A 24,683-nucleotide genomic window follows, 5' to 3' on the forward strand; every position below is an offset into this window, starting at 1 on the left:
AGGCTCACTCTTCAGCGGTTCCGGCCGGGATCAGCGGCTTGAGGTCGGAAATGTCGATGTCGCGGGTTTCGTCGGGCATGATGCCCAGCAGCGGCCCGATGCGCGGGACCACGCGCTGGATCACCGGCGCCGAGTTCCACGCGGCAGTGCGCTGGAACGAGGTTGCCTCGGTACCCTGTGGCTCGTCCATCATGGCGATGACGACGTAGCGCGGGCGGTCCATCGGGAAGGCGGCGGCGAAGGTCGCCACCAGCGAGTGCTTGCGGTAACCGCCGACGCCCGGCTTTTCGGCCGATCCGGTCTTGCCCCCGACACGGAATCCCGGCGCGTCGGCCTTGCGGCCGGTGCCGTAGGACACGATCATGCGCAGGAGCTGGCGCATGCGCGCGCTGGTCGCGGCGGTGAACACGCGGCGACCGGCAGGAACCTGCGATGGCTCAAGCTTCTTGAGCGTCGCCGGACGCCAGATGCCGCCGTTGACGAGCGAGGCATAAGCCGAGGCGAGATGCAGCGGCGTCACGGCGATACCGTGGCCATAAGCAACCGTCATCGTACGCAGACGCGGCCATTCACCACGCGGCCACAGCGGGAAGCCGCGCGCAGGCAGCTCGACATAGGGACGCTGGTTCATCGCCAGCGATTCCATGGTCTTCTTGAGCCGCTCGCCGCCAAGCTCGTCCGCGATATGGGCCGTGACCGTGTTCGACGAGTGGATCAGCGTTTCCAGCACGTTCAGCGAACTGCCGTAGTTGTGCAGGTCATGGATCGTGAACTTGCCGACGTGAAGCGGCGTTGCCGGCCAGCGACGGCGCAAGTCGGTGATCGTGCCCGCGTCGAGCGCGGCAGCGACGGTGATCGGCTTGAAGGTCGAACCGAGTTCGTAGACCTGGTTGGTCACGCGGTTGAAACCACGCGGCACGTTGCCGTCCCGCGCCTGCTCCTCGGTGATGACGAGATCGCTGGGCTGGACGTGGTTCGGATCGAACGAGGGCAGCGACGCCAGCGCCAGGATCTCGCCGGTATCCACGTCGAGAATGACGCCGGCCGCACCCTTCGCCTTGCTCAGCGCCATGCCCTTGCCCAGTTCATCTTCCAGCGCGCTTTGCACGCGGAAGTCGATCGAGAGCACTGCAGGGTTGGCACGCCCTTCAGGGCTGGTGAGCTGCTTGTCGAAAGCCTGCTCCATGCCGACCTGGCCCTTGCCGAAAGTATCGACATAACCGAGCACCGAGGCCGCCATCGAACCCTGCGGGTAGAAGCGCGTGGCTTCCTGCGGGTATTCGAGCGCCGGCTCGCCCAGCGCGTGAACCTTGTTTGCGTCCTCGGGAAGGATCGACTTGCGCAGATAGCCAGGCTTGTCCGACGAAAGCTTGGCGATAAGCTCGGCCCGGTCGAGATCGGGGAAGATGCGGATCAGGCCGTCAGCGACCTGGGCCGGCGTGTGGACCAGCGCGGAACCGGCGCTCATCGCCTTGGGGTTGAACCACAGCGAATAAGTCCGGAACTCGCGGGCCAGCGGCACGCCATTGCGGTCGACGATCTCGCCCCGCTGCGGAACCAGCAGATCGGACAGGTCGCCACCGCGCACCGACGGGCCGGTTACGCCAAGGTAAAGGATACGGAAAAGCGCCAGCAACCCGACGAGCGTGAAAACCCCCAGAATCCAGAGCGTGCGCATCTTCGCGACCAGCAGCGATTGCTGCCGGACGTTGAACAGCTTGCGCCGGCCGGTCGAGACCGTGGTGGGGATCGCTCCGATCGGGAAGGCCGGGGCGTTCACTGCTGGGCAGCCTCCGCCACCTCGATCCGCGCCAGGCGGCTGCCGAGCGCGGCAGCATCACGCGCGAGCTGATCTCGTTCCGGGTCGCGGCTCTTGCCACCGGCGCCCTTGGCCTCGGCTGCCGGAAGCGCGGCGGCGGTCGCCCCCGTCACAGGCGAAACCATCGCGAGCAACCCGCCGTTCGAAGCATCGCCCTGGCCCTGCGCCGGATCGCCCGCCGTGTCGGCATTGGCGTAGCGGATCGGAGCCGGCGCACCGGGGCCGACCGGCATGCCGAGCGCGGCAAGCTGGCGCTCGCCTTCGATGTACTGGCCCGCCGTGGGCGCCTTGTAGCCGAACTCCAGGTCGTTGAGTTCCTTGAGCGCCTGCTGGTTCGAGCGGGTCTGGAACTCGGTCTCCAGGAAATTGATGTCCTGCTGAACCCACACGATCCGCTTCTCGGTATCGTGGACCTGGCTCTTCACCGCGTTCACGCGCAAGGTCAGGCCGATCGTCAGCGCGCCGCAGACCAGCAACACGGAAATCCATCCAATCGAATGGACGCGATCGCGAGTGAGGTTCATGAGGCACTCCTGTGGTCTTTACGGCCATCTGGCGTTCTTGGGGGAGCATCGGTGCGCAGCGCGGCGCGCAGGGTTGCGGATCGGGAACGGGGATTGGCGGCAAGTTCCGCCTCCCCCGGCCGCACGGCCTTCGCCACTTGCGCGAACGTCGCCTGCGGGCCGGAGCCGACTTGCGGCAGATGCCGCGAGGTGCTCTTGGCCTGACCGGCGGCATCTCTCAGGAAGCGCTTGACCTTGCGGTCCTCGAGACTGTGGAAGGTCACTATTGCCAGCCGCCCCCCGGCGCGCAGCAGCGTTTCAGCCCCTTCCATCCCGGCATCGAGTTCGTCGAGCTCTCCGTTCACGTGGATACGGATTGCCTGGAAGCTGCGCGTCGCCGGATCCTTCGGCGCGGAAGCTCCCTTGTAATTGGCATTATAGCCCACCGCCTTGCGGACCACGCGGGCGAGTTCGCCCGTGGTCTCGATCGGACGCGCGGCCACGATCGCGCGGGCTACGCGGCGCGACTGGCGCTCCTCGCCGTAAAGGTAGAGCACGTCGGCGATCTCGGCCTCGTCGGCCTCGTTCACGAAATCCGCTGCAGAGAGCCCGGCCTGGCTCATGCGCATGTCGAGCGGCCCATCGGCGCTGAAGGCAAAGCCGCGCTCGGCCTGATCCAGTTGCATCGAGGACACGCCGATATCCATGACCACGCCGTCCACTTGCGTGATCCCCGCCTCGATCAGGCTTTCCGCCATTTCGGAGAACCGGCGCGGATGCAGCACGAGCCGCGGCGGAACGGTGTCCAGCTCCGGCCATTTCGCACGGTTCTGCTCGATCGCGGCGATGGCGTCGGGATCGCGGTCGAAGGCATGCACGGTCGCGCCCGCATCGAGCAGCCGGCGTGTGTAGCCGCCCGCGCCCAGGGTACCGTCGACGATGACGTCGCCGCCCTGGGGGTTCAGGGCGGCGACGACCTCCTCCAGGAGCACAGGAACGTGGGGAACGCCCTCGGGTATGGTGCGAGAGGCGCTCATTTCTTCGAAGCTTTCTGAAGTTCCTTGGCCGCAAGGCTGCCGCAGGCGGTCTGTGCCGCCTTCCAGCCATCGTCCATATTGTTGAGGTTTTCCGGGCTCCACACCGTGAAGAAGCGGCCGTTGCCGCGGAAGTAGAGCTGGTCGGTTACATTGGCGAGCGCGGCAAGGTCCTCAGGCAGGACGAAGCGGCCACTGCCGTCGAACGGCACTTCATAAGAGGCGTAGATGTCGCTGGCGCGCTTTTCCGCGTCGAAATCCTTGCCGGCACGTAGAGCCACCTCCTGCTGCTCGCGGATTTCCTGTTCGAAATCCTGGATGCGCGAGAGCCCGAAGCCGACAAGGCAGGGCCAGCGATCGTGGGTGGTCAGGCAGAGCAGATCCTTGCCGCTCGATTCGCGCACGGTGCCGCGGAACGCATTGGGCAGCACGAAACGGTTCTTGTCGCGTAGCAGCGAAAAGCCCTGTCCGTTGTAGATGTATGGCTGCCCAGCCATGTGTCCCTGTCGCCCCTAAGGTTGCCTCTCGGGCATGACGGAGACCCTCCGACCGCGCGCTCACGCGATCGGGCCCGGACCCTGCAAGCAAGGCACGGCGAGACTCAGCCATTCCGATTGACCATGCTTTTATAACGGGAATTTTGGGGATTAAAGGGAAATGTGGGGATCAACGGGATTTAATCGGCGGATTTCTTCGGATTTTCAGCACAGTTCGTCTTCACGGAGATAAGTGTTAAACTATGGGAAACTACAAAAATCGCTGATTTTCAGGGACTTTCCCTTAGTTCAGCGATCAATCGGCCTCATCCCCGCTCCAACCCCGTCAATCCCCACTTTCGGCACCGAGGATCATCGCGGCGAGCACTCTCCGGCAAATGGCCTGCCTGCCGACGTCAGGTGATTCTTCGAACAAGGCGGCATCGGAAACCGCAAAAACCCGGCCATGCCCGATCTTGCACCGTGCAATCAGCCCTTCGGATTCGATCCGGCAGGCATCCCGCGCATCCCCGGGTTTCCCGTCCTTCCCGTGTTTTCCCGATTCCGGGAGCCGATCCCCGGAATTCCCCGAAGACCGAAAGCGGCCCGCCAGGTTCACGGGAAACTCGCCGACGAAGCTTGCCGCCATCCGCTCGCCCGCGGGTTGCCCCTCGTCGAACTCCATGCGAAGCCCCCAATGCGCGAGAATGGGCGATAGCATCGCCATGTCCTGCGGGCGGCGCGGATCGCCAAGGGCGTGGCGGGAGGGCATCGTCAGCATGGGGTCGGCAAACAGCAGTACCCTGCCCCCATCACGCACCCAGCGATCAAGCGCGACGTTCTCTTGCGGCGAGAATGGACGTGGCTGCGCCAGCACCAGCAACCCATCATGCGGCAGCGGAAGGACGCCGTTTGCATCGGCAAGCGTGTCCAGCGGCACCAGCTTGCCCGCGTCCGACAGCACCGGACCAGCCCAATGCTGCGGCCGGTCAGCGGCGAGCAGATCCCGGATGTCGTCGCTCTCGGCCCAGAGGATTGGCAGGCTGGTGTAGAGCCCCACCTCGCGATCGGCGCGAGGTGGGCGGGAATCGCCGCAGGAGGCGAGCGCCAAGGCGCCCGCCAGCAACGTCAGTACAGGGCGCAGATTATTGGCCGCCGGCCGGAGATGCGGGCGGCGCGCCCGGATCACTCACCTCGCCGGTGGGCGTCGGACTGGGGTCGGAGGCTGGCACCACGCCGATATCGGCAAGCGGGTCGCTCGCCTGCTTCTTGGGCTTGGCATCGGCTGCAACGACCTGCCGGATGGGATCTTCGGTGTCGATCAGGCGGGTGCGGTCGTTGATGATATTGGCGAGGCCGACGATGAGCAGCATGGCGCAGAGGCCGAACAGCCCCACTTGTAACCGATGTACCGCCTGCGAACGCAGTTCGCGCGCCGAGGGCGGCACGAAGTGCTGGGGCGTCGTGATCGGCTCGATCATCGTAGGCGGAATGTGTCCTGCCATCGACAGATCGTTTACCTCAGGATTCCAGCCATGGGAAGACAGGCAGATTTTTCGCCTTCAACCATTCCGGATTGTACAGCGAGGAAAGGTAGCGGAAGCCGGTGTCGCATAGAATTGTGGCGACCCGGGCATCGGCCTTGCCTTCGGCCACCAGCTTGCGGCCGAGCGCCACGGCGCCCGCCACGTTGATGCCCGAGGACAGGCCCAGGCAAAGGCCTTCCTCCGACAGCAGGCGACGGACCCATTCCAGCCCTTCCTCATCCGAGATGCGGAACTGGGCATCGATCGGCGCGCCTTCGAGGTTGGCGGTAATGCGCCCCTGTCCGATACCTTCGGCAACGGAGGAACCCTCCGCCTTGAGTTCGCCGTTCGCGTAATAGTTGTAGAGCGCGGCGCCGTGCGGATCGGTGAGCGCGATGGTGATCGCATCGTCGAACGCCTTGAGGCCCAGCCCCGTCCCGGCAATCGTGCCGCCCGTCCCTGCCGCGCATGTGAAGCCATCGATGCGGCCGTCCATCTGTTCCCAGATTTCGGGTGCCGTGCTTTCGATATGAGCCTTGCGGTTGGCGATATTGTCGAACTGGTTGGCCCAGATCGCGCCCGGAGTCTCTTCTGCCAGGCGGCGCGAGGTGTGGACGAAATGCCCGGGGTTCGAGAAAGGCGCAGCAGGAACGAGGACGAGTTCGGCGCCAAGCGCACGCAGAGTGTCCATCTTCTCGCGCGACTGGGTCTCGGGCATGACGATGATCGTCTTGTAGCCCAGCGCATTGGCGACGAGCGCGATGCCGATGCCGGTATTGCCAGCCGTCCCCTCGACGATGGTGCCGCCGGGCTGGAGCAGCCCCTTCGCCTCAGCGTCGCGCACGATCCAGAGGGCCGCGCGGTCCTTCACCGATGCGCCGGGATTTGCGAATTCGCACTTGCCCCAGATCTCGCAACCAGCCGCTTCGCTGGGGCCCTTGAGCAGGACGAGCGGGGTGTTGCCGATGAGGTCGAGAGTGGAGCGCTGGGAGATGGGTGCAGTCATGGCGGCACAGGTAGGAAGTCAGGCGGAAAGGCGCAAATGATTTGCAGAGTTTTTTGAAGGCACCATCCGACTTGTGCGAATGGATCCTGGCTCCGGCCTGCGGCGGAATGCAGACGCCCCCACCTCGGCCTCTCGTCGCTCAGGACGGCCGGACGGTCTTTTCACCTGACCGTCAGGCCGTCCGAAAGATCAATCTTCCTGCGCGATCGTGACCTTGCAGCCTTCGAGCGCCGCGGTGACCGGAACCTGGCAGGAAAGGCGCGAGAATTCGTTGCGATGGTCGGAACTGTCGAGCAGGTCGTTCTCGTCCTCGCTCATCGCGGGCAGCTTGTCCGCGAAGGCCGGGTCGATGTGGACATGGCAGGTTGCGCAGGAGCAGCAGCCACCGCAGAGAGCCAGCAACTCGTCGAAGCCGCTGTCGCGGATCGTTTCCATCAGGGTGCGGCCTTCGAGGGCCTCGACGGTGGATTCTTCGCCCGATTGATTGATGACGATGATCTGCGGCATTCTCGTCGATCCTCTTTCTGATACTGCATGTATCATAACATGCTTGTTTCGGCCTTTGCGGCCGGCTGCTAATGACTGCAACCCCCTTTTGCAAGGTAATCGAATAATGGGCTTGAGCGCAGGCGCACTGAAACTGGGACTGGATGCGATTGCTGCCAAGGAACCTGCCATCGCTCGTGCGCTGGATGTCGCCGGCTACCCCGAACCCCGCATCCGCGCGACCGGATATGCCACCCTGCTGCGGACCATCGTCGGCCAGCAAGTGTCGGTTGCGGCGGCGGCATCGGTATGGAACCGGCTGGAAGCGCTGCTGGGCGAAGGCATTGCGCCCGAAGTCCTGCTCGCCGCCGAATTCGACGCCTTGCGGGCCTGCGGGCTCTCACGCCAGAAGCAGGGATATGCACGCAGCCTTTGCGAACTCGTTGTGGCGGGCACGCTCGATTTCGAAAATCTGCCGGAAGACGACGACGAGGCCATAGACCAACTGGTGCGGATCAAGGGGATCGGACGATGGTCCGCCGAAATCTACCTGCTGTTCGCGGAAGGGCGGCCGGACATCTGGCCTGCCGGTGATCTCGCGGTTCAGGCGGGGCTGCACAAAATCCTCACCCTGGAGGCCAGGCCCAGCGAAAAGCAGACGCGCCAGATCGCCGAAAGCTGGCGGCCGCACCGAGGTGCGGCGGCGATCTTCACCTGGCACTGCTACAACAACCCGGCTCTCTAGGCACGCCGCCTAGGCCGGGATGGTAACAACCGGCGCAGAGGCACGGGGAAAGCGCTCCTCCATCCAGCGCCGCAACTTTGGCGACTGGCGCTCGGTAAGGATCGAGATGGCCGCACAAGTGAGCACGATCAGCCCGACAAGTGCGGCGAACACCGGAAAACTGCGCCCGGCCTCGATGCCCCATGACCGCAAAAGCTGAATCAGCGGCCAGTGGAACAGGTAGAGGGTGAATGAAAAACCGGCGAGCGTCTTCGCGGCCGTTTCCAGCCGCATGACCGGTTTCGCCAGCCGGTTCGCGAGCGGGCGCACACCGGCAAGCGCGGTGGTCATGACCACGCCCATGAACAGGTCCGACAGCGCCCACTGCGACCATTCGGCGTCCCCCGGCCACCACGCCTTCAGCAGCGGATTGAGCGTCTCCCGGTCTATCTCGAACAAGGCCAGCGCCATCCAGACCGCCGCGACCAGAAGAAACGGAGCCGCCGCCAGCGGGAGACGCCGCGCGGCAGGCGTGTGTGTGAGCGCGACACCGAAGAGCCAGACCGGCATCAGGAGCAGGATCGCCCCGCCAGCCGCCGCACAGCCGACGATCACGGCAATCACGCGCAACCAGCCGCGCAGGAACGCCGCCAACGCGAAGATCGCATAATACCAGACCTCGTAGCAGAGCGACCAGTAAGGCGGATTCCAGACCGGCCCCGCCACGCCGGGCCAGGCGCTGATGAAGGTCAGCGGCGCCAGCAACTGCCTGGTCACTGCCAGCGCGTCTTCCGGGCTGTTGTCCATCCGTACCGGGCTCGGCCCGGCCAGCAGATATGCCGCAAGCGTGCTGAAGATCAGCGACGGGATCGCAACCGGCAGGATGCGCGAGATTCGCGCCACCGCGTAGCGCGGCAGGTTCGAGCGACCGCCGAGCACGGAAGTACTGATGACGAGGCCGGACAACACGAAGAACACGATCACGCAGTAATGCTGCATCCGCACGCCGAACGGGAACCAGCCGTGATAGAGCCCCAGTTGCACCGCATGTCCCACCGCGACCAGCAGTGCCGCGCCGAAACGCACGAAATCCAGCACGACCGAAAGCGGCCGTGTCAGGAAGCGTTCGTCGGACACCGGCGACATCCGCCCCGACCGTTCAGGCGTCGGGGGCGGCAGCGTCGATAAAGCGCGCCAGTTCCACGTCGCGGCGGCTCAGGCCCGCGGCATCGTGCGTGGTCAGCGTGATCTCGACGCGGTTGTAGACATTGAACCACTCGGGGTGGTGATCGGCCTTGTCCGCCTGGATCGCCACGCGGGTCATGAAGCCGAAAGCCTCGTTGAAGTCGGCGAATTTCAGCTTGCGCACGATGGCAAGACCGTCCTCGCGCAAGTGCCAGGCGGGCAATCCGGCCAGCGCTTCGCGCAGTTCGGTATCGGTGAGGCGGGCAATCGACATGATGAAAGGCTCCATCGGCGGCAACTCGGCCCTGAAAAGAGCCTTGACCAACTTGGCACTGGAGGGCCTTTCCACTATCGCGTCAGCCCATGCAAGGGGCCTCCATCGCGATCGACGATCTCGCCTGCCGTCGCGGCGACAGGCTGCTGTTTCGCGGCGTCTCCTTGCGGCTTGAGGACGGCGAGGCGCTTCAGGTGACCGGCAGCAACGGCATCGGCAAATCAAGCCTCCTGCGCATCGTTGCGGGTCTGGCGCCGGCTTATGCCGGACGAGTGGCAACCAGCGGCGCGATCGGCCTGGTGGACGAACGCCCGGCGCTGGATCCCGGCCAGACCCTTGGCGCGGCGCTCGCATTCTGGCGGCGGATCGACGCCAGCCCCGATGATGGCAACCGGCCGGGCGGGGCGCATGCCGATCATCTCACCCGCCTCGGCCTCGCGGGGCTTCTCGACGTTCCGGTGCGCTATCTCTCCACCGGGCAGAAGAAGCGCGCCGCCCTGGTCCGGCTGCTCGGACAGAAGGCTGCGATCTGGCTGCTCGACGAGCCGCTCAACGGGCTGGACACCCATGCCGCGGCGCTCACCGAAACGCTCGCCGCCGAGCATTGCGCGGCCGGCGGGATCGCGGTGATCGCCTCGCACCAGCCTTTCGCGCTGCCGGGAATGCGCGGTCTGGCGCTGGCGGAGTACGCTGCATGACCGGGCGTTTCTGGTCCCTGCTGCGGCGCGACCTTGCCCGTCTGCTGCTGGGCGGACGCGGCGGCGGGGCGCTGCTGCCGGTGCTGTTCTTTCTCTCGGTCGCCATGCTCTATCCCTTCGCCGTCGGCCCCGACGCGCCGCTGCTGGCGCGGACCGGGGGCGGGGTGATCTGGGTGGCGGCGCTGCTCGCCGCGATCCTGCCGCTTGACCGGCTGGTAGAGCCGGACATCGAGATGGGCCTATTCGACCAATGGGCCCTGCGCGGGATTTCGGAGGAACTGGTGATCGCGGTGCGGGTGCTCGCTCACTGGCTGAGCTTCGGCCCCCCGCTCATGCTCGCCGCCCTGCCTGCCGGGGCTTTGCTGGGGCTGGAGCGGCATACCCTGCTGCTCGTCGAGATCGGCCTGCTGGCCGGAACCCCCGGCCTTGCGGCGCTGGGCGTCACCGTCGCAGCCCTGACGGCAGGGCTGCGCGGCGGTGCAGCGCTGGGCGGGTTGCTGGTCATCCCGATGGCCGTTCCGGTGCTGATCTTCGGCGCAGGAAGCCTCGGGACGGGCGGAGAAAGCGGCCTCGCGCTCACGGCGGCGGCCAGCCTCGTCCTGCTCGCCATCGCCCCCTTCGCAGGCGGCGCGGCCGTGCGGGCGGCGCGGGGCTGAACCGGCCGGTTTCATCGCCACGGCGGTTGGCGCCGCGCTCTCACCCCCCGCATAGTGCCGCCCCGATCCGGCAAGAACCGGGCGCTGGGGAGAAAAGCCGATGGAACGCATGGTTCAGGGGGGGATCCAGGGATACAGGGACCTGATCGACCGGGCCCGAACGGAAACCGGCCTTGACGATTTCGGTGACGACGGATTTCGCGAAGGCCTTGAAATTCTTGTCGATTCCTTAAACCGCGAAGCGCAGCTGAATGCCTTGGGCGCCAGCGCTCTTGCCGAGCGGATCGTCCTTCACCTCAAGCAGCGGCTGGAAATCGAGGACTGGTATCGCCGCCATCCCGAGATCGAGGACGAGGAAATCCGCGCACCGCTGTTCGGGGTGAGCCTGCCGCGCACCGGCTCCTCGGCGCTGTCCTACCTGCTCTCCAGCGACCCGGCGATCCGCTACCTGCGCGTCTGGGAAAGCAGCCGCCCCTGCCCGCCGCCCGGCACCGTCGAAGGCCCCGATCCGCGCCGCGGCGTCTCCGCCAGCACCGCCGACGAAAACCTCAAGGGCGGCACCCGTACCCCCAGCGGGATCGATGGCGCCATGGAGTGCCAGGACCTCATGGCGCTCGATTTCAAGAGCCAGATCTTCCAGGCATTTGCCCGGATTCCCCGCTATTCCGACTGGCTGATGCAGGCCGACCTGAACGGCACCTACGCCTACCACAAACGCACCTTGAAACTGCTCCAGTGGCGCCAGCCCACCCGTCCCTGGCGGCTCAAGGCCCCTACGCACATGCTCTATCTGGATGCGCTGGTTTCGGCCTATCCGGATGCCCGCTTCGTCATGACGCATCGCGATCCGAGCGAGGTGATCCTCTCGGTGGCCACCGTCTATGCCGACATCATCGGCAAGTTCAGCGACACGCTCGACCATGGCTATCTCGGCGAGCTCAACCTGCGGTGCTGGTCAGAGGCGATGCGGCGCGCGATCGCCTTTCGCGATGCCGGAGGGGACCATCGGTTCCACGATATCCATTTCCGCGCGATGCTCCGCGATCCGATCGGCGAGGTCCGCGGCCTTTACGACTGGCTGGGCGAGCCGGTCTCCCCCGAGTTCGCGCGGGCGATGGCCGTGTGGTGGACCTCGAACGAGAGCGGCGAGCGCATGGCCAAGCCCGATCCGGCGCTTTTCGGGCTCGAACCCGCCGCGATACGCGGACATTTCGGCGAATATCTCGCGCGGATGGAGCGCTGGGCCCCGTTCGACGAGGCGGCATGACGCATCTCAAACCACGGGCCCGACCAGGGGCCAAACCACAGGTGACAACAATGAGCGAAGTAATCAGCGGCCCGGTGCAGTTCGACGCCGCCGCGCGTGAAGCGCAGACGATCCTCGGCGGGCCGCGCTACACGCCGCTGCGGCTCGATGAGGTGAGCCCCGAGGGGCAGGAGCAGGTCGACGCGATTCGCGCCGCCTTCCACATTCCCGAAAGCCGCCCCTTCCCCGATGTCAGCCTCATCACCCTGCGCCATCCCGGCATGTTCAAGGGGCAGATGGTCCTTGGCATCGAACTGGCAGCAAAGGGCACGATCCCCGGCCGCGAACGCGAACTGATGATCCTGCGCCTTGCCCTGCTGGCCCGCGCGCCGTTCGAATGGTGCGAACATGTGGATATCGGCAAGGCGTTCGGCATCGATGGCGAGGATATCGACCGGGTGATCGCCGGTTCCGCCGCTCCGGGGTGGAGCGAACACGAATCGGCCATGCTGCGCGCGGTGGAGGAACTCGTGGCTGACCACTGCGTCAGCGATTCGACCTGGGACGTGCTGGCCAAGACCTGGGACGAGATGCAGATGCTGGAGCTTCCGATGCTGATCGGTGCCTATCTGATGACGGCGATGCAGCAGAATTCCCTGAAAATTCAGCCCAAGGGCGGTTTCGACTACCGCTAGAGGCGCGATTCGCAGGCGCCCTTGCCGAAGGCGGGCGCCTGCGGGTTCCCGATTCGGCGATTCGAATCGCTCCCGAATCACCCCGATTCGCAGGCCGTCGTCCGAGCCGGACGGCGGCCTTTTCATGCGTGGAATATCACCCGTTTTTCTGCACGGCTCGTCGGCGGCGGCCGCGTGGACAGTCCTGTGGAAAATGCCGGTATATCCCCGGCAGAACCGAGGGAAAACCTATGGATTTCAGGGTAAAAAATGGGCCGGGGCGGTTTCTCGCGCATGGCGTGAAATCGCCCCGGCCCAGTCGACAGGAAGGGCAGGCAGGCGCCCCATGACAAGCGCCGGCCCTAGGTCCTTGGTGCAGGCTTGACGGGCAAGACAAGCTGCGTACACATAGCTAATGATAATCATTCGCAAATACAAGCCCATGGAGAACCAGGCATGTATCAGTACGTCGATCGCCCCCTGAATTCGCTCGACGAGGGCTGCCGCTTCCTCGTCTGGTCCATGCGCGCCTGGGTCACTACGCTGGGCCGCCGCCAGTGCCCGGCACAGGCTCTGGCCCCCGCTTTCGCCAAGTGGCGGATGATCGGCGGCCTCCAGCCCTTCCACCGCGCGATGCTGCTGTTCAACCGCGACGCGCTGGAAACCTTCGCGTTCTGCCCGATGGCCTGCAGCCACGTTTCCGAGCACGAGGCTGTGATCCTCGAACTCATCACCTCGCTGCGTGACCGGGGCGCCCAGCAAACCCGTGACACGCTGGAACTGGTGATTTCCGAGGACAGCGTGGGCGACATGCTGGAAACGCTCTCCAAGCTCGGCGCGGCGATGGCCATTGCCGGGATTTTCCCCGGCGAGACGATCGAGGCGAAGAACGTCCGCGACTGAAGATGCAAAACGGGGGGCACAAGGCCCCCCGCTTCCTTCTCGCGATGACCGGCCTGTCAGGGCCTGCCCCCGTCAGACCTGGGCAGGCGCCAGTCTCGGGCTGAGCAGGTGGACCACCAGCAGCGCCACCAGATAGGCGCTGGCGCAGATCGCGAAGAGCACTTCGTAGCTGTGCGTGGCGTCGAGGATGTAGCCTGCGAAAAGCGCCATCCCCATGCCGCCGAAAGCGCCCACGGTGCCGCCGATGCCGACCACCGAGCCCACCGCACCGCGCGGGAACACGTCGGAAGGCAGCGTGTAGAGGTTGGCCGAGAACGCCTGGTGCGCCGCCGTGGCCAGCCCGATCACCAGCACCGCGGACCACACGCTGTCGATGCTCTGCGCGAACCAGATCGGCAGGACACAGACCGCGCAGATCAGCATCGTGATCTTGCGGGCGAAGTTGGGCGTGCGGCCCGCCTTGATGAGCTTCGAGGACAGCCAGCCGCCGCCGACGCTGCCGAGATCGGAAATCAGGTAGATCCCCGCCAGCGGCAGGCCGAAGGTCTTGAGATCGAGGTCATAGCGCTCGAACAGGTAGCCGGGCAGCCAGAACAGGAAGAACCACCAGATCGGGTCGATCAGGAACTTGCCGAGCGCATAGGCCCAGGTCTCCTTCACGGTGAGCAGGCGCGCCCAGCCGATCTTCTCGACCGGATCGGCGGGGTCCTGCTGGATCCAGGCGAGTTCGGCCGGGGTGACGCGGCCATGCTCGCCGGGATGGCGATAGATCGCCCACCATGCGCCCAGCCACAGCACGCCGAAGATGCCGGTGACGAAGAACGCCATGCGCCAGTCGAACCAGAGCACCAGCAGCGGCACGATCAGCGGCGTGAGAATGGCGCCGACATTGGCCCCGGCATTGAACAGGCCGATGGCGAAGGCGCGTTCCTTCTGCGGGAACCAGTCCGTCACGGCGCGGATACCGGCCGGGAAGTTGCCCGATTCGCCGATCCCCAGGCCGAAGCGGGCGGCGGCGAACGAGGTCAGCCCCGAAGCGAAGCCGTGCGCCATGTGGCTCACCGTCCAGATGACGATGGCGATGGTGTAGCCCAGCCGCGCGCCCAGTGCATCGACCACCTTGCCGAACGAGAGGTAGCCGATGGCGTAGGCAAGCTGGAACCAGAAGACGATTTCCGCGAAGTCGCTTTCGCTCCAGTGGAATTCGCCCGCCAGCGTCGGCTTGAGCACGCCGATCATCTGGCGGTCGATATAGTTGATCGCCGTGGCCGCGAAGAGCAGCGCGACGATCGTCCAGCGATAGCGGCCGGCGGTGGGGTGAAGGCCGGTCCGGTCTACCTTGGCCGTTCCAGCGATACCTGCATCCATTGATCCTGCTCCCTTTTCGGCGGCGTTCTTGTGGGCCTGCCGATCGATCTGTCCTGTCAGGCGGGCACCGCCGCCGCGATCCGGCAGCTCACGCTGCCATGGCCTTCGAAGTGCGCGGTCACGCCCTGCCCCGGCACGACCGGGTGGACCCCGGTAACCGCGCCCGTCGAAACCCAGGTGCCGCCGCTGCAATCGATGCCGCGGGCCGAAAGGTTCGCCAGCAGGAAGCGCACCGCGCCGAGGGGGCCGTCGAGCATCGTTGCCGTGGTTGCCTCGGCGATGGTTTCGCCGTCGATCTCGAAGCGGACGCCGATGGTCTCGAAGGCGGCGGTTTCCCAGCCTTCGAGGGCCGGGCCAACGACCATGCCGGCATTGTTGCCGAAATCGGAGATCGTCACCGGCGGGCCGTCGGCATTGATGCCGGGATAGGGCGAGCTGGCCACTTCGATGCCGATATGGACGGCATCGAGAACCTTGCGCGTCTCCGCGTCGTCCGCCGGCACCGTGCCGTTCCAGCCGGGCGCGACATGCAGGAGGAATTCGGCCTCGGCAGCGGCAAAGCCCTGCGCGAAGACGGGCATCTCGGGCGCTTCACCCGAACTTGCCGTGACCACGCTATCCGCGAAGATCGGCCCGGACAGCCGGTTCGCGCCGAGGCGCGCGTCTTCGGGGGCGTTGATCCTGCCGACCTTCCAGCCGGCCACCGTGCGGCCGTCAAGGCCGATGGCGCGGTCCTGGATGGCATAGGCGCCCGACAGGTCGGTAGGCGCCTCTCCGGGGTAGATCGTCAATGCGCGTTTCTCGCGTCGTGCCGCCACGAATGCACTCGCAACCGCGTGTGCCTGTTCGTGGGGAGCCTGCTCGGTCGAACTCATCCCAAACCCTTCGTTGTTCTGATTTCGTCGTTAAAGGAAACCGGTGTCATAAGCAAATCGATACTTGGCCGCGCGGGTGCTGCCTCAGCCGTTCAGAGGGTTACGCCGCGCTTCCAGACCGCGATGGCGCGCTGGCCGCCGCGCTCCGAGGCCGTGGCCTCCCCGCTGGCGATCGCGCAGATCCGCTGGAGGAAAGCGGCATCGGCAGCGTCCTGCCCGAGATCGAGCGCGATCGAGGCGTCGAAATCGATCCAGTGCGGCTTGGCCTCGGACAGGCGGCGGTTGGAGGCGACCTTCACCGTCGGCACCGGGAAGCCCAGCGGCGTGCCGCGTCCGGTGGTGAACAGCACCAGGGTCGCCCCCGAAGCGGCGAGCGCGGTGGAGGACACCGCATCGTTGCCCGGCGCCTCCAGCAGGGTGACGCCCGGCACGCTGGCCTGACCGCCATAATCGATCACATCGCACAGCGGCGCGGAGCCCGCCTTCTGGACCGCGCCCAGCGATTTCTCCTCCAGCGTGGTGATCCCGCCCGCAAGGTTGCCCGGCGAGGGGTTCTCCGAAACCGGCAGGCCCTGGTCGAGATAATAGCGCTTGAAACGGTTCACGAGGCCGGCCGCCGCCTCGAACACCTCGCGCGAGGTCGCACGGTCCAGGAGGGCCTGTTCGGCGCCGAATATCTCGGGAATCTCGGTGAGGATCGCCTTGCCGCCCGCGTCCGAGATCGTTTCCGAAAGCCGCCCCAGCAGCGGATTGGCGGTGAGCCCCGAGAAGCCGTCCGAACCGCCGCACTTGAGCCCGATGGTCAGGGCCGAAAGCGGCAGTTCGACCCGGCGGGCGCCGGCCGCTTCCTCGACCAGTTCGTCCACCAGCCGGCCCGCTTCCTCGATCTCGTTCCCGGCGGACTGGCTGGAAAGCATCCGCAGCTTGGACCGCGCCCATACCGGCACCGCCGCAACCAGCGCATCGAGCTGGTTGGATTCGCAGCCAAGCCCAAGCAGCAGCACGCCCGCCGCATTGGGGCTGGCGGCAAGCCCGGCGAGCAGGGCGCGGGTGCCGTCGAGATCGTCGCCAAGCTGCGAGCAGCCGTGGGGGTGCGCGAAGGCATGCACACCGTCGATCCGGCCCGCCGCGATGAGCGCCGCATGGCGCCCCTGCGCCTCGCGGGCGACCTGTTCGGCGGTCATGCCGACACAGCCGACCGTGGGCAGTATCCAGATCTCGTTGCGGGTCGCCGCGCGGCCGTCGGCGCGCAAATAGCCCTGCCATGTCAGGTCGGTTCCCGCACGCGGGCCATGGGCCTGCGCTTCGCCGGGGTGGGGCGCGTAGGCGAGCTCGCCGGCCAGCGCGGTTTCCACATTGTGGGTGTGGACATGGCCGCCCGCCGGGATCGCCTGCGTGGCGCGGCCGATCGGCTGGCCGTACTTCACCACCGTGTCCCCTGCCGCGATATCGGCGAGGGCGAACTTGTGTCCCTGCCCCACGTCCTCGCGCAGCGCGAGGCCGTCCACCACTTCGCCAGAGGCGAGCGGGCGCAGCGCGACGGCCACGGTGTCGCGGGGGTGGATACGAATCGAGGCGGGGATTTCTGAAGGCATCGTAGGACCGGAGTTAGCGCGGAATTGAGGACTTCCAAGAAAAGGAAACCGGTGTCATCTTGCCTTTCCGCAAGCAAGAAGGCAAGCGGCTGACAACAGATCGGCGAAACCGCAAGCGGTCCGTCAAAAGGGGCGAGGATGCCGGAAGAACACAAACGCGACGCCAAGCCCACCATCAACGACGTCGCCCGGCTCTCCGGCGTGTCGAAGAAGACCGTCAGCCGCGTCATCAACAAGTCGCCCCTGCTGAACCAGGCCACGCGCGAGAAGGTCGAAGCGGTGATCGCCGAAATCGGCTATGTGCCCAACCCGCAGGCCCGCGCGCTGGCGCTGCGGCGCAACTTCCTGATCGGCCTGATCCACGACAACCCCAACGCGCAGATGGTGCTGGGCGTGCAGGAAGGCATTCTGGACGCGATCCGCGACACCGAGTTCGCGCTGGTGGTCCGCCCCGTGGATCGCCATTCCCCCACGATGCTGGAGGACATCCGCCGCTTCATCGAGCAGCAGCGCCTCTACGGCGTGCTGCTGCTGCCGCCGATCTCCGAGAACGACGGCCTCGCCGCCGTCTGCCGCGAGCTTGGCTGCACGCTGGTCCGCATGGGTTCGGCCCGTCTGGATGACGACAAGCACCTCGTCGCCTCGAACGACCGTCATGCCGTGCGCGAGGCGGTGGCATGGCTGGTGAGCCTTGGCCACAAGCGCATCGGCTTCATCGCCGGGCCGGAAGGCTTCCGCTCCGCTCACGAGCGCGAACTGGGCTTTGCCGACGGGCTTGCCGGCGCCGGCCTCGAACCGGACCCGGCCATCACCGCGCGGGGCAACTACCGCTTCGAATCGGGCCTTGCCGCGGGGGAGCGCCTGCTGTCCGCCGAACCGCGCCCCACCGCGATCTTCTCCAGCAACGACGAGATGGCCGCCGGCGTGCTTCATGCGGCGCGGGCGAAGGGCATTTCGGTGCCCGAGCAGCTTTCCATCATCGGCTTCGACGATACCGCCATCGCCGCGCATATCTGGCCGCCGCTGACCACGGTGCGCTGGCCGATCGTGCCGATGGCGACCGCCGCCGCCCGCAAGCTGATCGAGCCGGCCAGCGCCGCTTCGCAGCCATCGCTGTTCCTCTCGGACCTCGTGCGCCGCGCCTCGGTGGCGCCGCCCTCCCCGGACCGCTGAGCGCCGCGGTTCAGGCACATGGGGACAAACACGCCCCGCAGGACATTGACACCGGTTACCAAAGCCGGATAAGACTTGACCTGAAACGCAATAGCGTCCCACCATACGGAACTGAATTCCACAAGGGAGAGAGCCCCCGTGTTCTGCAAGACCTACCACGCCACCCATCCCGACATGATGGAGTGCGTCTCCAACGAGGAACTGCGCGATCGCTACCTCGTCGGCGGCATGTTCGAGGACGGCAAGGTCAACCTCAACTATTCGCACAACGAACGCTTCGTGATCGGCGGCGCGGTGCCTTCGCAGGGTCCGCTCAAGCTGCCCGCGCAGACCGTTCCCAAGAGCGCGGAAGGCAAGCCCTTCCTTGAGCGCCGCGAAGCCGGCATCACCAACATCGGCGGCCCCGGCGCGATCACGGTCGACGGCCAGCGCTTCGAGGTGGGCAACAAGGAATGCCTCTACGTGCCGATGGGCTCGGACGAGGTGATCTTCGAGGGTGAGACCGCGCGCTTCTACATCGCCTCGGTCCCCGCGCATAAGGCCTGCCCGATCAAGCTGATCACGCTGGCCGAAGCGAACCCGCTGGCCCGCGGCGATCTGGCCAATTCGAACCAGCGCACGATCTACCAGCTCGTCATCCCCGGCGTCTGCGAAAGCGCGCAGCTGCTGCTGGGCCTCACCGTGCTGGAAGAAGGTTCGGTGTGGAACACGATGCCGCCGCACCTTCATGACCGCCGCAGCGAGATCTACCTCTACTTCGAACTGCCCGAAGAGAACGACCGCATCTTCCACTACATGGGCGAGCCCGACCAGATGCGCCACATCGTGATCGCCAACGAAGAGGCCGTCATCAGCCCGCCGTGGTCGATCCACATGGGTTCGGGCACCAAGAAGTACGCGTTCATCTGGGCCATGGGCGGGGAAAACCTCGACTATACCGACATGAACGTGCTGGATATCTGCCAGCTTCAGTAGGGTATCCGTTCGGACGCGGCTCCGTCGCGCCCCTCGTCACCGGCGGGGAGCGGAGCGACGGAGCCACGCCCGCAACGACGAAGTCGATGCCGAACGCGGAGCCAACGGTGCGAAACCGCACCCGCCGGCACGATCAGATTGGGACAGGACAGACTATGGCGATTTCCTTCAGCCTCGAAGGCAAGGCCGCGCTCGTGACCGGCGCCAACACCGGGATCGGACAGGCCATTGCCGTGGCACTCGCCGAAGCCGGCGCCGACGTGGCCCTTGCCGGGCGCAGCGAACCGGCGGAAACCATTGCGCTGGTCGAAGCGACCGGCCGCAAGTGCGTGAACATCAAGGCCGACCTCTCCTCGATCGAGCCCGTGGGCCGCGTGATCGACGAAGCGGTGGCCGGGCTCGGCAAGATCGATATCCTCGTCAACAACGCCGGGATCATCCGCCGCGACGACCTGCTGCAGTTCTCCGAAGAGGACTGGGACGCGGTGATGGACACCAACCTCAAGACCCTGTTCTTCCTCAGCCAGGCAGCGGCGAAGGGCATGGTGGAGCGGGGCGCCATTGGTGGTAGCCGGGGCAAGATCGTCAACATCGCCTCTCTGCTCACCTTCCAGGGCGGCATCCGCGTGCCGAGCTATGCGGCGGCGAAGTCGGGCGTGGGCGGCGTGACCAAGGCCATGGCCAACGAACTCGCGCCGAGGGGCGTGCAGGTCAACGCCATCGCTCCGGGCTACATCTCCACCAACAACACCGCAGCCCTTCAGGGCGACGAGACGCGCAACCGCCAGATCCTGGAGCGCATTCCCACCGGCCGCTGGGGTGATCCCCGCGACATCGCCGGCGCCGCCGTGTTTCTTGCTTCCCCGGCTGCGGATTATGTTACAGGCCACGTCCTCGCCGTAGACGGCGGTTGGCTCGCGCGCTGAGGATTACCAAGACTATGACTGGCCACGTTACCTGCTTCGGCGAAGTTCTCATCCGTTTCGCCACGCATGATGCACGGCTCGTGGTCCAGTCGGATTCGCTCGACATGGTGGTGGGCGGGGCGGAAGCCAATGTCGCCTCGGGGCTCGCCTCGCTCGGCCACGAGGTCCGCCTGGTCTCGCGCCTGCCCGCCAACCCGCTGGGCGACAAGGCCCGCGCCGCGCTGGGCTCGGCGGGGATCGGCCTTTCCGGCGTCACCTCCGGGCCGGGCCGCATGGGGCTCTACTTCCTCGAAACCGGCGCCGGGCTGCGTCCTTCCGCGATCACTTACGACCGCGCCGGCAGTGCCTTCGCGCAGTCCTCGGTGGACGATTTCGACTTTGCCGCCGCGCTGGACGGCGCGCGGCTGCTGCACCTTTCCGGCATCACGCCCGCACTCGGGCCGGGCGGCGTCTCGCTCGCCAGGGCCGCGGTGCGCGCCGCGCAGGAAGCCGGCGTGCCGATCTGCTTCGATGGCAATTACCGCGCGCTGCTGTGGGAAAGCTGGGACAGCAACCCGCGCGAAGTGCTCACCGAACTGGTCAGCGCGGCCACGGTGATGATCGGCAATCACCGCGACATCTCGCTGCTGCTGGGCGGCACCTTCTCGGGCGACGGTGAAGACCGCCGCCGCGAGGCTGCCGAGGCCGCCTTCGCGGCCTTCCCGGGCCTCCAGATCATCGCCTCCACGGCGCGCCATGTCGTCAACGCCGGGCATCACCGCATCGCCGCCCGCGTGGACGGCCGCGACGGCGCGGTGCAGACGGCCGAGGCCGACGTGACCGGCATCGTCGATCGCATCGGCACCGGCGATGCCTTCGCGGCGGGCGTGCTGCACCAGTGGCTGGAAGGCGGCGACCTTTCGGCCATGGCCCATGCCGGCCTCGCCTATACGGTGCTCAAGCATTCGCTGCACGGCGACATGAGCCTGATCGGCCGGGCGGAACTGGAAGCGTTCTCGATCGCCGGGGGCGACGTGCGGCGGTGACCGGAAGCTGATGCGTTTGCGTCGCCCCGGACATGATCCGGGAAGGCGCCGGGGGAAGAGGCACTGCCATGACGGCCAGACACATCACGCGCCGCACTCTCGTAAAGTCCGCCGCGGCACTTGCCGCGATAGCCCCTGCGCCGCTTCTCGCCCGCCCCTCCGCGCGTGCCGACAGCCCGGTGGCGGGGCGCTACCTCGGCCTTGCCGAACAGGGCGTGCTCGCCTTCAAGGGCATCCGCTACGGCCGCGCGCCGCGCTTTGCCCGCGCCGTCGCCGAACCCTGGTCCGGTCCGCGCCTCGAAGCCCGGACCTTCGCGCCGATCTGCCCGCAGCGCGGCTCCGGTAGCGAGCGTCAGTCCGAAGACTGCCTTTTCCTCAACGTCTGGACACCCGAAGCGAACCCCGCCGCGAAGCGCGCGGTCATGGTCTACTTCCACGGCGGCGCCTATACCACCGGCTCGGTCACCGATCCGCTTACCCACGGCGCGAAGCTGGCGGCCGGGGGCGACGTGGTGGTCGTCACCGTCAATCACCGGCTCAACGCGCTGGGCCATGCCTGGCTGCGACCTTTCGGCGCCCGCTATGCCGACAGCGGCAACCTCGGCCAGCTCGACCTGATCCTCGCCCTGCAATGGGTGCGCGAACATATTGCGCAGTTCGGCGGAGACCCGGCACGGATCATGGTGTTCGGCCAGTCGGGCGGCGGCGCCAAGATCGCCACGCTCATGGCCATGCCGGCCGCGCAAGGGCTGTTCCACACTGCCGCCACCATGAGCGGCCAGCAGGTGCAGGCCAACGGGCCGATGCACGCCTGGGCCCGCACGCAGGCGCTCATGGCGGCGCTGAAGCTGGCGCCCGGCGATGTGGAGAGTTTGCGGACGATGCCCGTGGAACGACTGGTGGAGGGCCTTGGCGCCACCGATCCGGTCATGGGCGGCCCGGTCTATTTCGGCCCGGTGCTCGACATGACCAACCTGCCGCGCCATCCGTTCTGGCCGGACGCCGCGCCGCAGTCTCTCGGCGTGCCGATGATCCTGGGCAATACCCACGATGAAACCCGCGCCTTCCTCGACCCGCGCGGCAGCAAGCTGAAGGGGCTGGACTGGGGCAACCTGGCCGAGCGGATGAGCCGCGAGGTGAAGATCGATCTCGACCCGCAATGGGTGGTGGACCACTACCGCGCCCATGAGCCGGGCTGGAGCGTCGAACAGGTCTATTACGCCGCCACCACGGCGGGTCGCTCATGGCCGGGGCAAGTCATCGAGGCCGACGAACGCGCGAAGGCAGGTGCGCGGGAAACCTGGGTCTATCAGCTCGAACGCCCCTCTCCAGTCGATCCGCTGCGCGGCGCGGCGCATACCGATGACATTCCCTACGTCTTCGGCACGCTCGATGCGCCGGGCAGCTTTTCAGGCACGGACGCAGGCGCGCAGGCCTTGAGCAAGGCGATGATGGGGGCCTTCGCCGGGCTCGCCAGGACAGGACGGCCGGGCATCGCGGACTGGGCGGCCTACGCCCTGCCCTCCCGCCAGACCATGGTGTTCGGGGACAATGTCCGCGTGGAGAACGACCCGCGCGGCTGGCAGCGGGAATTGTGGGCCACGGCGCCCTATGTGCAGCCGGGAACCTGAAGCCGCCGCAAGAGCGCAGGGGAGCGCGATGCCCCCCCTGCGCACCCTTTCACTTCTTCCCGGCGGAACCCGGCGGATTGGGATAGGCGATCACCAGCGAAAGCGGCTCGTCGCCCTTCTGCCAGATGCCGACGACCGCGCCGTTGTAGAGATAGGCCGTCATCCCCGGCCGGAGCGCCGCGCGCTTTCCGTCCGAAACCACCTCACCCTCGCCCGAGAGCACATAGTACACCTCGTCATGCGCGATGGGATGCTCGCCGATCGCCGCCCCCTTGTGAAGCACGCGGCGGCGGAATTCCATCGTGCGCGGCGCGGGCGCGGCATCGGAGATGCGGTAGGCCGTGCTCATGCCGATGGCGCCGTGCGGAGGGGCTTCCTCGCGCACGGTGTCCTTCTCATCGATCACGGCCATCGGCGGCGCGCCCGTGGCGGATGCGGCCATCAGCAGCAGGGCCGCGATCACTTCGCGGCCCCTTCGCGCATTTCCTTGTCGCGGGCAGAGAGCTTTTCCTGCGCCCCTGCCTTCTGGCCCGGATAAATCCCCGATTTCGGCGTCATCGTCGCAAGGTTCCAGTCCTTCTCCACGAAGGCGGCGCGAGTCGGCGCCGGATGGGGATAGCCGCCGACGACCTTCTCGTCGTCGATCACCTCGCCGCGTCCTTCGGCGACGAAGAACAGCACGCGGATATCGTCAGGCGCACGGTCCCACGGGCGGGCGCCGACCGATGCCAGCAGCCCGGTCTCGAGATCGGCGGCCGGGACCACCTTGTAGCCATCGAGGCTGGCGAGCGGCTGCGGCGATTCGATCACTTTCGCCTTGGTCACGCCGTAGCGGCCCAGCATCGGCGCGGGATTGCCCCAGCGATCCACGTTGATGTTGTCCTTGCTGAACCAGGCAAGATCGCCGTCGCCGCCCAGCGTCAGGAACGGCAGACCCGGCGCAGTGGTGTTGCCCGCACGCATGACGTTGCCCACGGCCGTGATCTCGCCGGTGACATAGGGATGCCCCGCCCATTCGAGGTTCATCAGGTTGTAGTGCACCGCGCGGTGGCCGGGATCGTAGATCATGTTGTTGACCATGAGCACCTGCGCCCCGCCCTTCACCAGCGGCGAACGCTCCATGTTGTGGGCCCAGACGTTGCGGTAGAAGACGATGCCGGTGGCATTGTCGTGCACCAGCGAGCCCTTGGAATGCTCGCCCTTGGGATGGCTGGCATCGGCCAGGCCTTCGGCTGCGAGGTTTTCGCGGAACAGCACGTCATGGCTGGTCGCCGTGCGCCATTCCTTCACGGTGTTGCCGTTGAAACGCGGCCCGGAAGTCGACATGTTCTCGTCGATCGCCCAGAAGAAGCTGCAATGCTCCACCACCACGTTATGCGCGGCAACGGTGGAGAAGGCGTCCGCTTCCCAGCCGGAAAGCTTGGGCTGGCCGTCCACCCCGGTCATCACGCGAAGGTGGCTGATCTTGACGTCGTGCCCCTTGAGATCGATCCCGCCGCGAACGATGGTCACGCCCGGCGAAGGCGCGGTCTGCCCGGCGATGGTGAGGTAGGGCTCGTCGATTTCCATGACCGAGCGTTCAAGGTCGATCACCCCGCCCACTTCGAACACCACGGTGCGCTTGCCCTTCGCCTCGACCGCTTCCCTGAGCGATCCGGGGCCGTCCTTGGCCAGGGTCGTGACGCGAATGATTCGCCCGCCGTCGCCGCCCCGGGTCGGGTCTGCAGCCTGCGCCCCGGCCAGCTGCGGGACCGCCGAAATCGCCAGAATTGCGGCCGAAACCGTGAGGGTAAGACGGCTCATCTGCCTCTTTTCTTTCACTGTGCTCTCCCGTTGACCTGCTTCTCACAGGGGTTCTTGACAGGGCGCTGTCCCTGCGGCAATAACTAATGACACCGGTTACCA

26 protein-coding genes are annotated in these 24,683 nt (G+C 66.5%); 11 read left to right on the forward strand and 15 right to left on the reverse strand.

Going from position 1 to position 24,683, the window contains the following annotated elements; genetic code table 11:
• Positions 1–4 precede the first annotated feature (4 nt).
• From U9J33_RS15655 to U9J33_RS15690, 8 genes are all read right to left on the reverse strand, one after another.
• Positions 5–1,678, reverse strand: coding sequence for a peptidoglycan D,D-transpeptidase FtsI family protein (locus tag U9J33_RS15655; RefSeq protein WP_420719888.1), 1,674 nt, complete (start codon positions 1,676–1,678; stop codon positions 5–7).
• A 98-nt stretch (positions 1,679–1,776) separates the two neighbouring features.
• On the reverse strand, positions 1,777–2,343 hold the full coding sequence (locus tag U9J33_RS15660; RefSeq protein WP_324696567.1) for a hypothetical protein: 567 nt from the start codon (positions 2,341–2,343) through the stop codon (positions 1,777–1,779).
• On the reverse strand, positions 2,340–3,359 hold the full coding sequence (gene rsmH / locus U9J33_RS15665; protein WP_132469263.1) for a 16S rRNA (cytosine(1402)-N(4))-methyltransferase RsmH: 1,020 nt from the start codon (positions 3,357–3,359) through the stop codon (positions 2,340–2,342). Before rsmH ends, U9J33_RS15660 begins: the two co-directional genes overlap by 4 nt.
• A complete protein-coding gene (locus tag U9J33_RS15670) occupies positions 3,356–3,853 on the reverse strand; it encodes a division/cell wall cluster transcriptional repressor MraZ (RefSeq protein WP_324696570.1) in 498 nt (165 codons plus the stop codon). Before U9J33_RS15670 ends, rsmH begins: the two co-directional genes overlap by 4 nt.
• A gap of 325 nt (positions 3,854–4,178) precedes the next feature.
• The gene (locus tag U9J33_RS15675) at positions 4,179–5,021 is read right to left on the reverse strand and encodes a Gldg family protein (RefSeq protein WP_324696572.1); all 843 of its coding nucleotides are present in this window, start codon (positions 5,019–5,021) and stop codon (positions 4,179–4,181) included.
• Positions 4,978–5,313, reverse strand: a complete 336-nt coding sequence (locus tag U9J33_RS15680) for a hypothetical protein (RefSeq protein ID WP_324696574.1) — start codon at positions 5,311–5,313, stop codon at positions 4,978–4,980. The genes U9J33_RS15675 and U9J33_RS15680 overlap by 44 nt, the downstream gene beginning before the upstream one ends.
• 40 nt (positions 5,314–5,353) lie before the next feature.
• Positions 5,354–6,364 carry a cysteine synthase A gene (locus U9J33_RS15685; RefSeq protein WP_324696576.1) on the reverse strand — a complete coding sequence of 337 codons (1,011 nt, stop codon included), beginning with the start codon at positions 6,362–6,364 and terminating at the stop codon, positions 5,354–5,356.
• A 189-nt stretch (positions 6,365–6,553) separates the two neighbouring features.
• Positions 6,554–6,871 carry a 2Fe-2S iron-sulfur cluster-binding protein gene (locus U9J33_RS15690; protein ID WP_054439213.1) on the reverse strand — a complete coding sequence of 106 codons (318 nt, stop codon included), beginning with the start codon at positions 6,869–6,871 and terminating at the stop codon, positions 6,554–6,556.
• Between the two features lie 106 nt (positions 6,872–6,977).
• On the opposite strand from U9J33_RS15690, the gene U9J33_RS15695 reads away from it, so the two are divergent.
• The gene (locus U9J33_RS15695) at positions 6,978–7,595 is read left to right on the forward strand and encodes a DNA-3-methyladenine glycosylase 2 family protein (RefSeq protein ID WP_324696577.1); all 618 of its coding nucleotides are present in this window, start codon (positions 6,978–6,980) and stop codon (positions 7,593–7,595) included.
• A 9-nt stretch (positions 7,596–7,604) separates the two neighbouring features.
• Here U9J33_RS15695 and U9J33_RS15700 read toward each other — a convergent pair whose 3' ends face one another.
• Positions 7,605–8,711, reverse strand: a complete 1,107-nt coding sequence (locus U9J33_RS15700) for an acyltransferase (protein WP_324696579.1) — start codon at positions 8,709–8,711, stop codon at positions 7,605–7,607.
• Positions 8,712–8,733: 22 nt separating this feature from the next.
• On the reverse strand, positions 8,734–9,033 hold the full coding sequence (locus U9J33_RS15705) for a 4a-hydroxytetrahydrobiopterin dehydratase (RefSeq protein WP_185996790.1): 300 nt from the start codon (positions 9,031–9,033) through the stop codon (positions 8,734–8,736).
• Between the two features lie 89 nt (positions 9,034–9,122).
• Here U9J33_RS15705 and ccmA point away from each other — a divergent pair, with 89 nt between their 5' ends.
• The 5 genes from ccmA (at position 9,123) to U9J33_RS15730 (ending at position 13,210) form a co-directional block, all read left to right on the forward strand.
• Positions 9,123–9,731, forward strand: coding sequence for a heme ABC exporter ATP-binding protein CcmA (gene ccmA, locus U9J33_RS15710; protein ID WP_324696581.1), 609 nt, complete (start codon positions 9,123–9,125; stop codon positions 9,729–9,731).
• Complete coding sequence (locus U9J33_RS15715; RefSeq protein ID WP_054439205.1) at positions 9,728–10,387, forward strand: heme exporter protein CcmB; 660 nt, start codon at positions 9,728–9,730, stop codon at positions 10,385–10,387. Before ccmA ends, U9J33_RS15715 begins: the two co-directional genes overlap by 4 nt.
• Before the next feature lie 100 nt (positions 10,388–10,487).
• The gene (locus U9J33_RS15720) at positions 10,488–11,654 is read left to right on the forward strand and encodes a sulfotransferase family protein (RefSeq protein ID WP_292636829.1); all 1,167 of its coding nucleotides are present in this window, start codon (positions 10,488–10,490) and stop codon (positions 11,652–11,654) included.
• Between the two features lie 50 nt (positions 11,655–11,704).
• A complete protein-coding gene (locus U9J33_RS15725) occupies positions 11,705–12,328 on the forward strand; it encodes a carboxymuconolactone decarboxylase family protein (RefSeq protein WP_324696585.1) in 624 nt (207 codons plus the stop codon).
• A 435-nt stretch (positions 12,329–12,763) separates the two neighbouring features.
• Positions 12,764–13,210, forward strand: a complete 447-nt coding sequence (locus U9J33_RS15730; RefSeq protein WP_054439199.1) for a hypothetical protein — start codon at positions 12,764–12,766, stop codon at positions 13,208–13,210.
• 72 nt (positions 13,211–13,282) lie between these two features.
• Here U9J33_RS15730 and U9J33_RS15735 read toward each other — a convergent pair whose 3' ends face one another.
• The 3 genes from U9J33_RS15735 to U9J33_RS15745 form a co-directional block, all read right to left on the reverse strand.
• Entirely contained in the window at positions 13,283–14,578 is a 1,296-nt protein-coding gene (locus U9J33_RS15735; protein ID WP_054439196.1) for an MFS transporter, read from the reverse strand.
• Between the two features lie 56 nt (positions 14,579–14,634).
• Positions 14,635–15,453 (reverse strand): 2-keto-4-pentenoate hydratase, encoded by an 819-nt coding sequence (locus tag U9J33_RS15740; protein WP_324696587.1) that lies wholly within the window; start codon positions 15,451–15,453, stop codon positions 14,635–14,637.
• Positions 15,454–15,545: 92 nt separating this feature from the next.
• Positions 15,546–17,048 (reverse strand): altronate dehydratase family protein, encoded by a 1,503-nt coding sequence (locus U9J33_RS15745; RefSeq protein ID WP_324696589.1) that lies wholly within the window; start codon positions 17,046–17,048, stop codon positions 15,546–15,548.
• A 138-nt stretch (positions 17,049–17,186) separates the two neighbouring features.
• On the opposite strand from U9J33_RS15745, the gene U9J33_RS15750 reads away from it, so the two are divergent.
• The 5 genes from U9J33_RS15750 to U9J33_RS15770 all read left to right on the forward strand — a co-directional run bounded on the left by U9J33_RS15750 (position 17,187) and on the right by U9J33_RS15770 (position 22,778).
• On the forward strand, positions 17,187–18,221 hold the full coding sequence (locus U9J33_RS15750; RefSeq protein WP_054439188.1) for a LacI family DNA-binding transcriptional regulator: 1,035 nt from the start codon (positions 17,187–17,189) through the stop codon (positions 18,219–18,221).
• Between the two features lie 138 nt (positions 18,222–18,359).
• A complete protein-coding gene (gene kduI, locus U9J33_RS15755; protein WP_054439186.1) occupies positions 18,360–19,196 on the forward strand; it encodes a 5-dehydro-4-deoxy-D-glucuronate isomerase in 837 nt (278 codons plus the stop codon).
• Between the two features lie 155 nt (positions 19,197–19,351).
• Positions 19,352–20,122: a 2-dehydro-3-deoxy-D-gluconate 5-dehydrogenase KduD gene (gene kduD, locus U9J33_RS15760; RefSeq protein ID WP_054439183.1), complete on the forward strand. Its 771-nt coding sequence runs from the start codon at positions 19,352–19,354 to the stop codon at positions 20,120–20,122.
• 14 nt (positions 20,123–20,136) lie between these two features.
• A complete protein-coding gene (locus tag U9J33_RS15765; RefSeq protein WP_324696593.1) occupies positions 20,137–21,147 on the forward strand; it encodes a sugar kinase in 1,011 nt (336 codons plus the stop codon).
• A 68-nt stretch (positions 21,148–21,215) separates the two neighbouring features.
• Positions 21,216–22,778 carry a carboxylesterase/lipase family protein gene (locus U9J33_RS15770; RefSeq protein WP_324696595.1) on the forward strand — a complete coding sequence of 521 codons (1,563 nt, stop codon included), beginning with the start codon at positions 21,216–21,218 and terminating at the stop codon, positions 22,776–22,778.
• A gap of 49 nt (positions 22,779–22,827) precedes the next feature.
• On the opposite strand, the gene U9J33_RS15775 is transcribed toward U9J33_RS15770, so the two are convergent.
• Entirely contained in the window at positions 22,828–23,220 is a 393-nt protein-coding gene (locus U9J33_RS15775; RefSeq protein ID WP_221937061.1) for a cupin domain-containing protein, read from the reverse strand.
• 17 nt (positions 23,221–23,237) lie between these two features.
• A complete protein-coding gene (locus U9J33_RS15780) occupies positions 23,238–24,581 on the reverse strand; it encodes a pectate lyase (protein ID WP_324696598.1) in 1,344 nt (447 codons plus the stop codon).
• Positions 24,582–24,683 lie beyond the last annotated feature (102 nt).

This window comes from Novosphingobium sp. RL4, assembly GCF_035658495.1.
Classification (GTDB): Bacteria; Pseudomonadota; Alphaproteobacteria; order Sphingomonadales; family Sphingomonadaceae; genus Novosphingobium.

Bases quoted from the DNA above. Each gene is read 5' to 3' on its own strand.
- U9J33_RS15655 (WP_420719888.1), bottom strand. From the start codon at position 1,678: ATGCGCACGCTCTGGATTCTGGGGGTTTTCACGCTCGTCGGGTTGCTG.
- U9J33_RS15660 (WP_324696567.1), bottom strand. From the start codon at position 2,343: ATGAACCTCACTCGCGATCGCGTCCATTCGATTGGATGGATTTCCGTG.
- rsmH (WP_132469263.1), bottom strand. From the start codon at position 3,359: ATGAGCGCCTCTCGCACCATACCCGAGGGCGTTCCCCACGTTCCTGTG.
- U9J33_RS15670 (WP_324696570.1), bottom strand. From the start codon at position 3,853: ATGGCTGGGCAGCCATACATCTACAACGGACAGGGCTTTTCGCTGCTA.
- U9J33_RS15680 (WP_324696574.1), bottom strand. From the start codon at position 5,313: ATGATCGAGCCGATCACGACGCCCCAGCACTTCGTGCCGCCCTCGGCG.
- U9J33_RS15685 (WP_324696576.1), bottom strand. From the start codon at position 6,364: ATGACTGCACCCATCTCCCAGCGCTCCACTCTCGACCTCATCGGCAAC.
- U9J33_RS15690 (WP_054439213.1), bottom strand. From the start codon at position 6,871: ATGCCGCAGATCATCGTCATCAATCAATCGGGCGAAGAATCCACCGTC.
- U9J33_RS15695 (WP_324696577.1), top strand. From the start codon at position 6,978: ATGGGCTTGAGCGCAGGCGCACTGAAACTGGGACTGGATGCGATTGCT.
- U9J33_RS15705 (WP_185996790.1), bottom strand. From the start codon at position 9,033: ATGTCGATTGCCCGCCTCACCGATACCGAACTGCGCGAAGCGCTGGCC.
- ccmA (WP_324696581.1), top strand. From the start codon at position 9,123: ATGCAAGGGGCCTCCATCGCGATCGACGATCTCGCCTGCCGTCGCGGC.
- U9J33_RS15715 (WP_054439205.1), top strand. From the start codon at position 9,728: ATGACCGGGCGTTTCTGGTCCCTGCTGCGGCGCGACCTTGCCCGTCTG.
- U9J33_RS15720 (WP_292636829.1), top strand. From the start codon at position 10,488: ATGGAACGCATGGTTCAGGGGGGGATCCAGGGATACAGGGACCTGATC.
- U9J33_RS15725 (WP_324696585.1), top strand. From the start codon at position 11,705: ATGAGCGAAGTAATCAGCGGCCCGGTGCAGTTCGACGCCGCCGCGCGT.
- U9J33_RS15730 (WP_054439199.1), top strand. From the start codon at position 12,764: ATGTATCAGTACGTCGATCGCCCCCTGAATTCGCTCGACGAGGGCTGC.
- U9J33_RS15735 (WP_054439196.1), bottom strand. From the start codon at position 14,578: ATGGATGCAGGTATCGCTGGAACGGCCAAGGTAGACCGGACCGGCCTT.
- U9J33_RS15740 (WP_324696587.1), bottom strand. From the start codon at position 15,453: ATGAGTTCGACCGAGCAGGCTCCCCACGAACAGGCACACGCGGTTGCG.
- U9J33_RS15745 (WP_324696589.1), bottom strand. From the start codon at position 17,048: ATGCCTTCAGAAATCCCCGCCTCGATTCGTATCCACCCCCGCGACACC.
- U9J33_RS15750 (WP_054439188.1), top strand. From the start codon at position 17,187: ATGCCGGAAGAACACAAACGCGACGCCAAGCCCACCATCAACGACGTC.
- kduD (WP_054439183.1), top strand. From the start codon at position 19,352: ATGGCGATTTCCTTCAGCCTCGAAGGCAAGGCCGCGCTCGTGACCGGC.
- U9J33_RS15765 (WP_324696593.1), top strand. From the start codon at position 20,137: ATGACTGGCCACGTTACCTGCTTCGGCGAAGTTCTCATCCGTTTCGCC.
- U9J33_RS15770 (WP_324696595.1), top strand. From the start codon at position 21,216: ATGACGGCCAGACACATCACGCGCCGCACTCTCGTAAAGTCCGCCGCG.
- U9J33_RS15775 (WP_221937061.1), bottom strand. From the start codon at position 23,220: ATGGCCGCATCCGCCACGGGCGCGCCGCCGATGGCCGTGATCGATGAG.
- U9J33_RS15780 (WP_324696598.1), bottom strand. From the start codon at position 24,581: ATGAGCCGTCTTACCCTCACGGTTTCGGCCGCAATTCTGGCGATTTCG.